Origin of the sequence: Amycolatopsis kentuckyensis, from assembly GCF_002155975.1 — a bacterium.
Classification (GTDB): domain Bacteria; phylum Actinomycetota; class Actinomycetes; order Mycobacteriales; family Pseudonocardiaceae; genus Amycolatopsis; species Amycolatopsis kentuckyensis.
In genome coordinates, this window is the sequence record NZ_MUMI01000254.1 from 1 (window position 1) to 13,562 (window position 13,562).

Here is a 13,562-nt window from a genome sequence, read left to right on the forward strand (position 1 = left end):
CGGCGTGCACGCCGATGGCGCTGACGTGGTGGGAGATGACGTCGTGCAGGTCGCGCGCGATCGTGGTGCGTTCCTCGAGGACGGCCCGTTTGACGGCTTCTTCTTCGTGCTGCCGCCGTTCGTCGGCTTCCCGCTCGAGATCGGCGATGTAGGCGCGCCGCGCGGTCGTGTACCGGCCGACCAGCCACGGCAGCAGCGCGGAGACACCGACGTTGATGGCGATGAGCCGCCAGTCCGCGGCGGTCCGCCCGCCACCCTCGACGCAGCCGACGGTGACGCCGGCGAGCAGGGCACCGAGGGCGAGCACGGCGGGCTTCGTCCGCAGCCAGGCCCCGGCCCGGTAGCCGGCGATGAGGATCCCGGCGTTGTTGCCGGTGACGTACCCCTGGCAGGTGCAGAGCAGGAGCGGGGCCCCGGCGAAGAGCACGGCGTGGGCGAGAGCGACCCACCCGGAGTACCGGGCGGCCCCGGCGAGGGCGGCGTTGACGGCGACTCCGGCGAGCAGCACGAGCCAGCCCCGCCACCCGGCTTCGGGAAGGGGACCGCGCAGGGTGAAGAGAGCGGCGTCGCAGACCACGCAGACGAGGGCCACGAGCAGCGACTGCCGTCTCAGCGACCCCCGGATGTCCTGCACACCCGCAACTGTGCCCTAACCGGGGCGGCCGAGGAACGGGAACGCCCCGATGCGGCGTGAGGGGGTGCGCCGCACCGGGGCGTTCCCCGACTGGGGGGATACCCGGGTCAGTTCGTGGGACGGGCCGAGTAGTCGCCGCCGCCCCGGCGCTGGCCCGGCTGGCGCTGGCCCGGCTCGAAGCCCTTGCCCAACGTCGTCGCCGTGGCCGTCTGGCCCTCGACCTTGGCCACCACCGTGACGTTCGTGTCGCCCGTCTTCACGTCGCCCGTCTTCTGGGTCGACGAGTCGAGCGTGTACGTCTGCTTGTAGCCGTCCTTGCTGGTCAGCGTCACCGACGTGGCGCTCAGCTCGGTGACGTCGCCCGTCTGCAGGCGCTCGGTCGTGTAGCCGCCGCTGCCGTTCGACACCACGAAGTCGCCGTGCAGCGCGTCCCGCACCGCCGCCATTCCGCCGCCGAAGCCGCCCTGGCCGCGGAACTGGCCGCCGCCCGGGCCGCCTGGGCCGCCGAAGCCGCCCGGGCCCTGCGCGGAATTGTCGGCGCTGCTCGTGCCCGCCCAGATGGCCGCGCCGCCGCCCGCCGCGATCACCACGGCGATGCCCGCCGCGATCGCCGTCTTCTTGCCGGACCACCCCTTCTTCGGCGCCGCCGGGGCCGGATCGCCCCAGTTGGCGCCCTCGGGCTGGGTGTTCGGCATCGGCTCGGTCGTCATCGTGTCCTCCGGTGGTGCCCACACTGGTCCCGCTCAGGTTCGCCGCCGCGGCTGTGTTTGAGCTGTGCGGAGCGTCAGCGAGCGCTGTGCCTCGATCGCGCGAACCTTCACAGCAAATGCACAGCGACCACACAGCGAACACCGACGCGGGGCCGGGAAGGTGGCACCATGACCGCTATGAACGCCACGTCACCCGGCCCCGGCAAGGCCGACCTGCGCCGCGCCGATGGGAGCCCGGTGCGGGTCCTCGTCGTCGACGACGAGGCGACGCTGGCCGAGCTCGTGTCGATGGCCCTGCGGATGGAGGGCTGGGAGGTGCGCAGCGCGGGCGACGGCACCGAGGCCGTCCGGATCGCGCGCGACTTCCGCCCCGACGCCGTCGTCCTCGACGTCATGCTCCCCGACTTCAGCGGTCTCGAAGTCCTCCGGCGGATGCGGTCGGAGGCGCCGAACCTGCCCGTCCTCTTCCTGACGGCGAAGGACGCGGTCGAGGACCGCATCGCCGGGCTCACCGCGGGCGGCGACGACTACGTCACCAAGCCGTTCAGCCTCGAAGAGGTCGCGCTGCGGCTGCGCGCGCTGCTGCGCCGGGCCGGCGGGGTGACCGGCGCGAGCGGGTCGCAGCTGGTCGTCGGCGACCTCACCTTGGACGAGGACAGCCGCGAAGTGCACCGCGGCGGCGACCTCGTGCCGCTCACCGCGACCGAGTTCGAACTGCTGCGCTACCTCATGCGCAACCCGAAGCGCGTGCTGTCGAAGGCCCAGATCCTGGACCGGGTGTGGAGCTACGACTTCGGCGGCCAGGCCAACATCGTCGAGCTCTACATCTCGTACCTGCGCAAGAAGATCGACGCCGACCGCGAGCCGATGATCCACACCATGCGGGGCGCCGGGTATGTCCTCAAACCCGCGGGCTGAACCGAAGCGCGTCCGACGGCCCTGGTCGCTGCGGCGGCGGCTGATCGTCCAGCTGGCCGCGCTGCTGGCCCTGGTCTGCGTGGTCGTCGGCGTGGTGACGGAGTTCGCGCTGAGCGAGTTCCTCGTCGGCCAGCAGGACAAGCGGCTGGCGGCGGCGAGCGAGCGTGCCGCGCACGGACCCGAACGGCCGGCGCCCTGGCCCTACGGCGAAGCGCCGCCACCGGACCCGCTGCGCGTGCTCGGCCAAGGCGAGGGCACGCTCGCCGTCGTCCAGGTCGGTGCGAAGGCCTCCGCCGGGGTACTCGACTCGAGCGCGGCCGGGGCGTCGAAGCGCAAGGCGCCGTTCAAGGGCATCACGAAGGAGCAGACGCTGGCTCTGCTCGCGCTGCCGTCCGACGGGAAGCAGCACAGCATCGACCTCGGCGGCAGCCTCGGCGAGTACCGCGTCGTTTCGACGGTGGCGCCGAACGGCGACAAGACGGTCATCGGCCTGCCGCTGAAGGACGTCAACGAGACGCTGTGGCAGCTCGGATTCATCCTCGGCGGGGTCGCGCTCGCCGGGATCCTGGTGGCGGGCGCGGTGGGCGCGGCGACGATCCGCCGCACGATGCAGCCGCTCGACCGGCTGGCCGCGACCGCGACCCGCGTCTCCGAGCTGCCACTGGACCGCGGCGAAGTCCTGCTGTCCGAACGCGTCCCGGAGGCCGACACCGACCCGGGCACCGAGGTCGGCAAGGTCGGCTCGGCGCTGAACCGGATGCTGCAGCACGTCGCGAACGCGCTCACCGCGCGGCACGCGAGCGAGAACCGCGTCCGCCAGTTCGTCGCGGACGCGAGCCACGAGCTGCGCACCCCGCTGGCGGCGATCCGCGGCTACGCGGAGCTGACCCGCCGCGGCGGCGAGCAGGTGCCGCCGGACGTCGCGTTCGCGATGAGCCGCGTCGAGTCCGAATCGCGCCGGATGACGACATTGGTGGAGGACCTGCTGCTGCTCGCCCGGCTGGATTCGGGCCGCCCGGTGGTGCACGAGTGGGTGGACCTGTGCCGGCTGGTGGCCGACGCGGTCGCGGACGCGCACGTCGCGGGCCCGGACCACAAGTGGCTGATGGACGTCCCCGGCGAGCCGATCGGCGTCCTCGGCGACGCGGGCCAGCTGCACCAGGTGGTGATCAACGTGCTCGCCAACGCGCGCACACACACGCCACCGGGCACCACGGTGACGACCACACTGTCCACTTCGGACGGAATTGTCCGGCTCCGGGTGGCCGACGACGGCCCGGGCATCCCGCCGGAGATCCTCCCGGACATCTTCGAGCGCTTCGCCCGCGGCGACAATTCACGCTCGCGCGCGGCCGGGAGCACCGGGCTGGGGCTGGCGATCGTGGCCGCGGTGGTGGCCGCGCACGGCGGGCGGGTCGGGGTGCAGAGCCGGCCGGGGCGCACGGAGTTCGAGATCACGTTCCCGGCCGCCGCGCCGCAGTGATCACCCGTCCGGGGTTGATGCACAGCCGGCGCACAGCTTCGCCACAAGTTCACCACATGCGGCGCCGACACGGTGGCCTTCATGACGACCACGCTGTCGGCGCCCGCGCACGCCCAGCCCCAGCCGCCCGCTCCCGTCCGGAAACCGCGGTGGGTCCGGCCTTCGGTGGCCGCCCTGCTGCTGGGGACCGGCCTGCTCTACCTCTGGGACCTGGCGAAGACCGGCTGGGCCAACGACTTCTACGCGATGGCCGTGCAGGCCGGTACGTGGAGCTGGAAGGCGCTGTTCTTCGGTTCGCTCGATCCGGGCAACGTCGTCACCGTCGACAAACCGCCGTTCTCGCTGTGGATCATGGGGCTGTCCGGGCGGCTCTTCGGCTTCTCCAGCTGGAGCCTGCTCGTCCCGGACGCGCTCGCCGGCGTCGCCTCCGTCGGGCTGCTCTACCTCGCCGTGCGGCGGCTTTCGGGACCGGGCGCCGGGCTGCTGGCCGGGGCCGGACTGGCGCTGACGCCGGTCGCCGCGCTCATGTTCCGCTATGACAACCCTGACGCCTTCCTCGTTCTCCTGCTCGTCGCCGGTGGCTACTGCGTGGTGCGGGCGCTGGAGCACGCGAGCACGAAGTGGCTGGTGCTCGCCGGGGTCGCGATCGGCTTCGGCTTCCTCGACAAGATGCTGCAGGCCTTCCTCGTGCTGCCGGCGTTCGTGCTCGCCTACGCCGTCGCGGCGCCGACGTCGCTCGGGCGCCGGATCGGCCAGCTGTTCGCCGCGGCCGGTGCGGTGGTCGTCTCCGCCGGCTGGTGGATCGCGGCCGTCGCGCTGTGGCCGGTCGCGGACCGGCCCTACATCAGCGGCTCGACCGACAACACCGTGCTCGAACTGGCCTTCGGCTACAACGGCCTCGGCCGGATCTTCGGCGAAGGCCGTGGCGGCGGGGGCGGCGGCCGGACGTTCACGCCGCCCGCCGGGATGGAGCTGCCCACCGGGGCGCGCGGCGGGTTCGGTGGCGGGTTCGGCGGGCAGACCGGCCTGACGCGGCTGTTCGGCGGCGAGTTCGGCGGCGAGGCGTCGTGGCTGCTGCCGGCCGCGGTCATCGGGCTGGCCGCCGGCCTCTGGTTCACCCGCCGCGCGCCGCGTACCGACCGCACGCGCGCGGCGCTGCTGCTCTGGGGCGGCTGGCTGGTGGTCACCGCGCTGGTGTTCAGCTACATGAGCGGCATCATCCACCCGTACTACACGGTCGCGCTGGCTCCCGGCATCGCCGCGACGCTGGCGATCTCCGCGCGCGAGCTCTGGCGCGGCCGGGCGAACTTCGCGGCCCGCGCGGTGCTCGCCGTCATGCTCGCGGTGACGGCGGTCTGGGCCTTCGTCCTCCTCGCGCGGACGCCGGACTGGCAGCCGTGGATCCGCTACGCGCTCCTGGTGTCCGGCGCCGCCGCCGTCGCGGCCCTGCTCTTCGGCGCCGACCGCTTCCGGCGGATCGGCCCGGTCGTGGCCGTGCTCGGCCTGTGCGGCGCGCTGCTCGGGACGACGTCCTTCACGCTGGCCACGGCGGCGGCCGCGCACTCCGGCGGGACGCCGTCGTCCGGGCCGGCGGTCGCAAGTGGACGAGGACCGCGTGGCTTCGGCGCGGGGGAAGCCGACGCCGCGGTGATCGACCTGCTGAAGAGCACGACGACGAAGTGGGCCGCGGCGCAGAGCGGCGCGATGCAGGCGGCGGGCCTGGCACTGGCGAGCGGACGGCCGGTGCTCGCGATCGGCGGCTTCAGCGGCAGCGACCCGGCACCGACGCTTCGGCAGTTCCAGCAGTACGTCGCCGACGGCGACATCCACTACTACGTCGCCGGTGGCCGCGGCGGGTTCGGGGGCGGCCGCGGGACCGCCGGGGAGATCCAGGCCTGGGTCGAGCAGAACTTCGCGCCGGTGACCGGCGGCGGCACGACCGTTTACGACCTGACTAAATCGATCGTTTGACAGAAACTCGGTGAACGCGGACGAATTGTTTCGGGCGTGTAAACACTCCGGGAATCATCGGCGCATCCCGGACCCGTACGGTATCGGCGGATGCGGACAGGTGTTCGAATTCCCGGCGGTGACCGGCTCATTCCGAACGACCGTTCGGATCCGGCGCTTCGCTCTCGGTGATGATCTCGGCACTCCGCGCTGCAGCGGTAACGACGAGGCGTGACGGGCCGTGCAGTTGCACGCGCGCGCTGCACGCGCACGCTCGATTATTGACCGGGCGGCCGACAGAAATCCCGCCGAGGGTGATCTCCAAACCGGCGGATTTTGCTGGTTAGGCCGGGTGGCGGTCACTCGTTCGGATGCAAAGCCCGGACGTTGTGGGGATCTTGTGCTAGTCGCTAGGCTCTCCGCCGGGAGAGGGACAGGGGTGGCTGCTCCAGTACGTTGAGTGCTGGTATTTCACTGGGTGTAAGTGCTTCCTGTCCGCGTTCTCTCGCGATGACCCGATCAGGTGCGGCCGGAAGTGAGCAGCGATGACCGTGCGCGGCAGCGCAGCTCCACCCGAACGACCACCCCGTCGTCACCACCTGTAGCCCTGAGCACCGCGATTCCCCCTTTGGTACGGCACCACTCCACTTCCCCCGCAACCTGGAGTTTCGTTGTGATTTCCCGTCCTCGCCCTCGTCTGCTGACGGTGCTCCTCACTTTGCTGACCCTGGCCGGCGTCACCGCGCTTTCCGGGTGCAGTGACAGTTCCGCCTCGGGCAGCGGGAGCAAGATCACCATCGGGTTCAGCGCCTGGCCGGGCTGGTTCCCCTGGCAGGTGGCGCAGGAACAGGGCCTGTTCGCCAAGAACGGTGTCAACGTCGACCTCAAGTACTTCGACAACTACACCGACAGCATCAACGCGCTCTCCAGCGGCGCCATCGACGCCAACAGCCAGACCCTCAACGACACGCTGTCGTCGGTCTCCGGCGGCGCCAAGCTGTCGATCGTGCTGGTGAACGACAACTCCACCGGGAACGACAAGATCATCGCGCGGGACGGCATCACCAGCATCGCCGACCTCAAGGGCAAGAAGGTCGCCGTCGAGCAGGGCCTGGTCGACCACTACCTGCTGCTGCTGGCGCTGCAGACGGCGAACCTGACCGAAAAGGACATCCAGCTCGTCAACCTCCCGACCGACGCCGCGGCCGCCGCGTTCAAGAGCGGCCAGGTCGACGCGGTCGCCGCGTTCGCGCCGTTCACCTCGACGGCCCTCGAGCGCCCGGGCAGCCGCGCGATCTCCTCGTCGGCGGAGTTCCCCGGCGCCATCCCGGACCACCTCGTCACGTCGCAGAAGCTGGTCAAGGACCACCCCAAGGACGTGCAGGCGCTGGTCAACACCTGGTTCGAGACGCTGACCTGGATCAAGAACAACAAGGACGCGGCCGTCAAGATCATGGCCAAGCGCGGTGGCGTGTCCGAAGCGGACTACAAGAGCTACGACGCCGGCACCACGATCTTCACGCGGCAGCAGAACATCGACGCGTTCACCCCGGGCGTCACCCCGAAGAACCTCGACTTCCAGGCGAACAAGATCATCGACTTCATCGTCAGCACCGGACTCGCCCAGCAGCGTCCCTCGCTCGACGGCCTGTTCGACGACCAGTTCGTGAAGGCCGCGCCCCAGTGACCGGTCCCACCCAGCGCACCACCCCGGCGAGCACGGCCGACGCCCGGGCCGCCGAGGCCCAGGAAGCGGAGCAGCGGCTCGCCGAACAGCAGGAGGCCGGCCGGGCGGGCGGCGGACGACCGGACTGGTCGCCGCTGCCCCGCCGGGCCGGGCTGAAGCCGTCCGCTTCGCCGCTTTTCTCCTTGCGCACGCCCATTTCCGCGGCGGCGCGCTGGACGCTGGCGGTGCTGTCGTTCGCGATCCCGCTGCTCGCGTGGATCGCGCTGAGCGTCAGCGGGTCCGTCGATTCGACCTTCCTGCCGTCCCCGGTCGCGGTCCTCAAAGCCGGAGCCGACATGGCGAGCACCGGTGAGCTCTTCGACGACCTCTGGACGACCACCCTGCGGGTGCTCGAGGGCTTCGGCCTCGCCGTGCTCGTCTCCGTGCCGCTCGGCATCCTGATGGGTACCTTCACCGCCGGGCAGGCGTTCTTCGAGCCGCTGATCGGCCTGCTGCGCTACCTGCCGGCGAGCGCTTTCATCCCGCTGCTGATCATCTGGCTCGGCCTCGGCGAGCCGTCGAAGATCGCCATCCTCTTCATCGGCACGGTCTTCTTCAACACGCTGATGACCGCCGACGTCGTCCGCGGCGTGCCGGACTCGCTCATCGACGTCTCCTACACCCTCGGCGCGCGCCGGGGCGAGGTGCTGCGCAAGATCGTCGTGCCGCACTCGCTGCCGGGCATGATCGACGCCATCCGGGTCAACGCCGCGGCGGCGTGGAACTTCGTGGTCGTCGCCGAGCTGATCAACTCCTCGGCCGGCCTGGGCTACCGGATCGTCCGCGCGCAGCGGTTCCTGCAGACCGACAAGATCTTCGCGGTGCTCGTGGTCATCGGGATCGCCGGGCTCGGAATCGACGTCCTGCTGCGCCTGCTGCGCACGCGGGTCGGGAAGTGGGCGGCATGACGCTGGAACTGCGGAACGTCGCCAAGGACTACACCGTCCGGGGCCGGGTCACGCGCGCCCTCGACGGCGTCGACCTCGAAGTGCGGCGCGGCGAGTTCGTCTGCGTCGTCGGCGCGAGCGGCTCGGGCAAGTCGACGCTGCTGTCGCTGGTGGCCGGGCTCAGCCGGCCGACCGAGGGCGAGATCGTCCTGGACGGCGTGCCGGTGACCGGGCCCGGGCCCGACCGCGGGCTCGTCTTCCAGGCCGGCGCGCTCTACCCGTGGCGCAGCGTCGAGAAGAACGTCGCGTTCGGACTCGAGCTGCTCTCGCTCGACCCGGCCGAGCGCGCCGAGCGGGTCAACTGGTACCTCGCCGAAACCGGCCTCGACGCCGTGCGCAAGTCGCTGCCGAAACAGCTTTCCGGCGGCCAGAAGCAGCGCGTCGCGATCGCCCGTGCCCTGGCGTGCGAACCGGAAGTCCTGCTGCTGGACGAACCCTTCGGCGCCTTGGACGTCCAGACCAAAGAGGACATGCAGGTGCTCATCCGCCAGGTGTGGGCCGGCACCGGCACCACGGTGCTGATGGTCACCCACGACGTCGAGGAAGCGGTTTTCCTCGGCGGCCGGGTGGTGGTGCTCGCCTCCGACCCGGGCCGGATCGCCGCCGACGTCGAGGTGGCGCTGCCCGCCGAGCGGGACCTGGCGGTGAAGCGCGAACCGCGGTTCCTCGAGCTGCGCGCCCGGATCGAGGACCTGGTCCGGGAGCAGCACCGGGGCCACGTGAGCCGGGTGGCCGCGGTCGAGTGAGAACGGAAGACGGGAAGGTCGCGGGATGAGACACGGCAGGCCGACCGCGAAACGGGCCGGCGGAGGCTTTCTCGCCCGGCTCGGTATTCGCGGCAAGCTGAACCTGCTGCTCCTGCCCCCGCTGGTCGCGGTGGTGCTGGTGTCGGTGCCGTTCGTGCTGACGCAGGCGAACAGCGCCGGTGCGGCGGCGCAGTCGGCCGGCGTGGCGCGGCACGCCCAGCAGCTCGGCGGGCTGATGTGGCAGCTGCAGCGCGAGCGGCTGCTGACGGGCGCGTTCGTGGCGACGCCGTCGGCGAGCCCCGATCAGATGGTCCAGCAGCAGAAGGTGGTCGACCAGGCGGTCGCGGAGGTCCGCGGTTCGCTGGGCGACGACGCCCCCGACGAGCTTTCCGCGGCGCTGACCCGGATCGGCTCGCTCGCCGAGCTGCGGCAGAACGCCGTCCGCCGCGGTGTCGCGCTCGACAGCGTCGCGCGTACTTACCACGCCGTGATCGACGCGGTGATCGATGCCCTGCGCCTGGTCCCGCAGCTCACCAGTGACGCCGAAGGCGCGCGAGAGCTGACCGCGCTGGACGCGCTGCTGCGCGCGAACGAGGAGAACTCGCTGCGCGCGATGGCCCTCATCGTGACCGCGGTGTCGCCGGAGTCCGGCCGGCCCATCCTGGACGACGCGACCCAGCAGGCGCCGATCTTCGTCGACCGGTTCGTCAAGCAGGGCGACGACGGTGACGACGCCCAGCGGTCCGCCCTCGTCGTCCGCGTCGAGCAGAGCGACGCCGGGCGCCGCGTCGACGAACTCGCCGCCGAGGTCGACAAACCGCGTGACGCGGCGGGCACCACGCAGTACGTCGCGGACGTGTTGTCCGCGGCGGACGCCCACGCGGGACAGCGGAAGCTCGTGCAGGAGCGGGCGATCACCGAGATCGCCGACGCCGCGACCGAGCGCGCCGACTCCGCGACGCAGCTGGCCTGGACGGTCGGCCTCGGCGCCGGCGCGCTGTTCCTGCTGGTCGCCTTCCTCGCCGTCGCGGTCTCCCGCTCGATCGCCGGCCCGCTGCGCCAGCTGACCACCGCGGCGACGTCGGTCGCCGACCTCGCCGGCACCGAGCTCGTCCGCGTGACCGACACCGAAGAGGCCGAGGAGCAGATCCCGCGCCTGGCCACCATCGACGTCGTCTCCGAAGACGAGCTGGGCAAGCTGGCCGCCGCGTTCAACCGGGTCCAGACCACCGCGGCCGAGCTGGTCGAACGCCAGGCGCTCACCCGGCGCAACACCAGCCTGATGTTCGCGAACGTCGCGAAGCGCACCCAGAACCTCGTCGGCCGCCAGCTCGCCCTGATCGACGAGGTCGAGCGCAACGAGCAGGACACCCGGCTGCTGGCCAGCCTCTACCGGCTCGACCACCTCTCCACCCGCCTGCGCCGGAACGCCGACAACCTGCTCGTGGTGTCCGGCACCCGCGACGAAACCCGGATCGCCGGCCCGATCGAGCTGTCCACGGCGCTGCGTTCGGCGCTCGCCGAGATCGAGGACTACCAGCGCGTCAAGCTCGGGGTCGTCGCCGAAATCCTGCTGTCGTCGGCACTCGGTGCCGACCTGGTGCTCGTGTTCGCCGAGCTGCTGGAGAACGCGACGTCGTTCTCGCCGCCGGGCTCGATGGTCGAGGTCGACACGATGATGCTCGCCGACGGCGCCTGCCTGGTGAGCATCGTCGACCACGGCATCGGCATGACCGCGGAGAAGCTGGCCGAGGAGAACCAGCGGCTCGTCGAGCGCGAACGCCTGGAGCTCGCGCCGACCAGTGTGCTCGGCCTGTTCGTGGTCGGCCGCCTGGCGCGGCGCCACGAGCTGGGCGTCGAGCTGCTCGCGACGCCGACCACCGGCGGCGTGACCGCGCGGCTGACCATCCCGGCTTCGCTGTTCACCCACCGCACCGCGCTGCGCCCGAAGCCCGAACAGGTGCCCGTGATCCCGGCGCAGGCCGCCCCGCCGATCGCGTCGCCGCCGCGGCACGCCGCGCCGGTCGCACCGCTTCCGCTGTCCTCTTCGGACGATTTCCGGCCACCGGCGCCCGAACGCGACCGGCCGGCCGAACTGCCGGCGCCGGCGATCCCGGCGCTGCTCGGCCACGGCAACGGCTTCCGCTGGTTCCGCGAACTGGAACCGGTGTGGCCGGACGCCGAACCCGACGCCAAGCCCGCCGAGGCACCCGAGCCGGAGGTGGTGGCCGCGGCGGCGTCTTCGGTGGCGTCTTCGGAATCGCGTGGCGGCCTGCGCCGCCGGGTCCGCGGCGCCCAGCTGCCCAGCCCGGGCACGTCCGCGCCGGTGGCCGACACCAAGCCGCGGCACGACCCGGAAGCGACCAAGGCCGCGATGGACGGCTTCGCGAGCGCCTTCGCGAAGGCCGCCGAAGCCGACCAACCGCCCGCCTTCCCGAAGGCGGCCGAAGTCAGCGCGCTGACGGCCGACCCGCCGCCCGCGGCACCTCTCCCGGTCCGCGCCCCCGCGGGCGCAGCGCCGGTGCCCACGGCCCCGTTCTCGGCCGCCGCGCAGTCGCGCGACGGCCTGATCCGCCGGGTCCCCGGTGCCCAGCTCGCCCCCGGCCTGCGTCAGCAGCCCGCGGGGCGGCCGCTCGCCCGCGCCGTCGTCAACCGCACCAAGCGGGACCCGGCGGCCGAACGAGCGGCGTTCGACGCGTTCGCCGCAGGCCTCGCCAAGGCGGAGGACGTGACGGCAGACAGCCCGCCCCAAGGCGTGGTCGCCGGTCGTGTGATGGAACGAGGAGAAGAGAGCAGGAAATGAGCATCCCCGCACCTGGCGTCAGTGTCGAAGCCCAGAACTTCAACTGGCTGGTGAGCCGCTTCGCGCAGCACACCGCGGGCGCGATAGCCGCCATCGCGGTCTCGGCCGACGGCCTGCTGATCGCGATGTCGACGGAGCTCGAGCGCTCCAACGCCGACCGCCTCGCCGCGATCTCCTCCGCCATGCTCGGCCTCGCCCACGGCGTCTCCGAAAGCCACCCGCTCGGCTCGCCGGACAAGGTGATCATCGAGCTCGAGCACGGGTACCTGCTCGTCTGCACGATCAGCATCGGCTGCTCGCTGGGGGTGCTGGCCAACAAGCAGGCCAGCTTGGGCACGATCGCCTACGAGATGGCGATGTTCGCCAACCGTGCCACCGAGGTTCTGACACCGGGGCTCATCGAGGAGCTTAAGAACACTGTCGGCAGTTAGGGAGCGACGCGATGACCGAAGAACCGGACATCTCGCTGCTGCGGCCGTACCTGATGACCTCGGGGCGGGCCCAGCCGGTCGACCAGAGCCTCGAGATCGAGGCGCAGGTCATGACGTCCCGCCTCGGCGCGGCGTCGCACCCGAAGCTCACGTTCGAACGCCAGGAAATCGTTTCCCTCTGCCGGAACACGATGTCGGTCGCCGAGGTGGCCGCCATGCTCGGCCTGCACATCGGGGTGGCCAGGGTGCTGGTGGCCGACCTCGCCGAGCTGGGCTACGTCGTCGTCCGGCGGCCGGGCAACCACAACTCGCACGACCTCGGCATGATCGAAAGGGTCATTCGTGGACTCGAAGCCATTCACTGAACCGGGCACCCGGCCGCCGGCCCCGGTCAAGATCGTCATCGCGGGCGGCTTCGGCGTCGGCAAGACGACGGCGGTGTCGTCCATCTCGGAGATCAAGCCGCTGACGACCGAGGCGGCGATCACCTCCGTGGCGGCGGCCGTGGACAGCACCGGGCACGTCCCGGCCAAGACCACGACGACGGTGGCCCTGGACTTCGGCTGCATCACGATCGACGAAGAGGTCAAGCTGTACCTGTTCGGCACGCCGGGCCAGGACCGCTTCGGCTTCATGTGGCAGGACCTGGTCCACGGCGCGCTCGGGGCGCTGGTGATCGTGGACACCCGCCGCATGGACGACTGCTACCCGGCGGTCGACTACTTCGAGAACGCGGGCCTGCCGTTCGTCGTCGCGGTGAACATGTTCGACGGCTCGCTCGGGCACAACCTCGAGGACGTCCGGTGGGCGCTCGCGGTGAGTGACGACGTCCCGCTGATCACGTTCGACGCCCGGCAGAAGCTGTCGGTCCGGGACGCGCTGCTCGCGGTGCTGCACAACACGTTCAAGCGGGCGCGAGCCCAGGCTGGTGCGGGGGCTTGATCCGGGCCCGCTACACTTGACCTCGGACCCCGCGCGGCGTCCACCCTGTGAACCTCCCCAGGGCCGGAAGGCAGCAAGGATAAGCAGGCTCTGACGGGTGCGCGGGGTCCCCTTCTTTTCGGCTCCGGCTCCGGGGCTTCGCCCCTTTGCCGGGCCTTCTCTTCGTCGTTCTGCCCGGGGGCCGAGCCCCCGGACCCCCACGGTGCCTCTCTCGCGGCCTGGGAGGTCTGCCGCAGCTTGCCTCTCCCGCGGCCTGGGAGGTCTGCCGCGGC

General features: G+C 71.6%; 13 protein-coding genes and 1 other RNA gene. 11 read left to right on the forward strand and 3 right to left on the reverse strand.

The genetic code is table 11. From position 1 onward, the window contains the following. Together CCN39_RS24255 and CCN39_RS24260 are read right to left on the reverse strand one after the other, a co-directional pair. A partial coding sequence (locus CCN39_RS24255) for a histidine kinase (protein ID WP_244210978.1) occupies positions 1-634 on the reverse strand: 634 nt, incomplete at its 3' end. A gap of 107 nt (positions 635-741) precedes the next feature. Continuing rightward, positions 742-1,344, reverse strand: coding sequence for a hypothetical protein (locus CCN39_RS24260; RefSeq protein ID WP_086845623.1), 603 nt, complete (start codon positions 1,342-1,344; stop codon positions 742-744). A 168-nt stretch (positions 1,345-1,512) separates the two neighbouring features. On the opposite strand from CCN39_RS24260, the gene CCN39_RS24265 reads away from it, so the two are divergent. From CCN39_RS24265 to CCN39_RS24275, 3 genes are all read left to right on the forward strand, one after another. Next, positions 1,513-2,262, forward strand: coding sequence for a response regulator transcription factor (locus CCN39_RS24265; protein ID WP_086845625.1), 750 nt, complete (start codon positions 1,513-1,515; stop codon positions 2,260-2,262). After that, complete coding sequence (locus tag CCN39_RS24270; RefSeq protein ID WP_086845627.1) at positions 2,240-3,745, forward strand: sensor histidine kinase; 1,506 nt, start codon at positions 2,240-2,242, stop codon at positions 3,743-3,745. The genes CCN39_RS24265 and CCN39_RS24270 overlap by 23 nt, the downstream gene beginning before the upstream one ends. A gap of 81 nt (positions 3,746-3,826) precedes the next feature. After that, positions 3,827-5,716: a glycosyltransferase family 39 protein gene (locus CCN39_RS24275; RefSeq protein ID WP_244210979.1), complete on the forward strand. Its 1,890-nt coding sequence runs from the start codon at positions 3,827-3,829 to the stop codon at positions 5,714-5,716. Between the two features lie 127 nt (positions 5,717-5,843). Here the strand turns inward: CCN39_RS24275 and CCN39_RS50230 are convergent, their stop codons facing one another. After that, on the reverse strand, positions 5,844-6,020 hold the full coding sequence (locus tag CCN39_RS50230) for a hypothetical protein (protein ID WP_158104541.1): 177 nt from the start codon (positions 6,018-6,020) through the stop codon (positions 5,844-5,846). Positions 6,021-6,368: 348 nt separating this feature from the next. Here CCN39_RS50230 and CCN39_RS24280 point away from each other — a divergent pair, with 348 nt between their 5' ends. The 8 genes from CCN39_RS24280 (at position 6,369) to ffs (ending at position 13,406) form a co-directional block, all read left to right on the forward strand. Then, positions 6,369-7,382 (forward strand): ABC transporter substrate-binding protein, encoded by a 1,014-nt coding sequence (locus CCN39_RS24280; protein ID WP_208630349.1) that lies wholly within the window; start codon positions 6,369-6,371, stop codon positions 7,380-7,382. Then, positions 7,379-8,329: an ABC transporter permease gene (locus CCN39_RS24285; protein ID WP_086845631.1), complete on the forward strand. Its 951-nt coding sequence runs from the start codon at positions 7,379-7,381 to the stop codon at positions 8,327-8,329. The genes CCN39_RS24280 and CCN39_RS24285 overlap by 4 nt, the downstream gene beginning before the upstream one ends. After that, entirely contained in the window at positions 8,326-9,114 is a 789-nt protein-coding gene (locus CCN39_RS24290) for an ABC transporter ATP-binding protein (RefSeq protein ID WP_086845637.1), read from the forward strand. Before CCN39_RS24285 ends, CCN39_RS24290 begins: the two co-directional genes overlap by 4 nt. A gap of 25 nt (positions 9,115-9,139) precedes the next feature. Then, entirely contained in the window at positions 9,140-11,917 is a 2,778-nt protein-coding gene (locus CCN39_RS24295) for a sensor histidine kinase (protein ID WP_086845633.1), read from the forward strand. Continuing rightward, positions 11,914-12,348: a roadblock/LC7 domain-containing protein gene (locus CCN39_RS24300; protein ID WP_003061341.1), complete on the forward strand. Its 435-nt coding sequence runs from the start codon at positions 11,914-11,916 to the stop codon at positions 12,346-12,348. Before CCN39_RS24295 ends, CCN39_RS24300 begins: the two co-directional genes overlap by 4 nt. Positions 12,349-12,359: 11 nt before the next feature. Further along, positions 12,360-12,713: a DUF742 domain-containing protein gene (locus CCN39_RS24305; protein WP_020642116.1), complete on the forward strand. Its 354-nt coding sequence runs from the start codon at positions 12,360-12,362 to the stop codon at positions 12,711-12,713. Beyond that, a complete protein-coding gene (locus tag CCN39_RS24310; RefSeq protein ID WP_013230634.1) occupies positions 12,691-13,290 on the forward strand; it encodes a GTP-binding protein in 600 nt (199 codons plus the stop codon). The genes CCN39_RS24305 and CCN39_RS24310 overlap by 23 nt, the downstream gene beginning before the upstream one ends. Positions 13,291-13,311: 21 nt before the next feature. Further along, an RNA gene (gene ffs, locus CCN39_RS24315) (signal recognition particle sRNA small type) lies at positions 13,312-13,406 on the forward strand. Positions 13,407-13,562 lie beyond the last annotated feature (156 nt).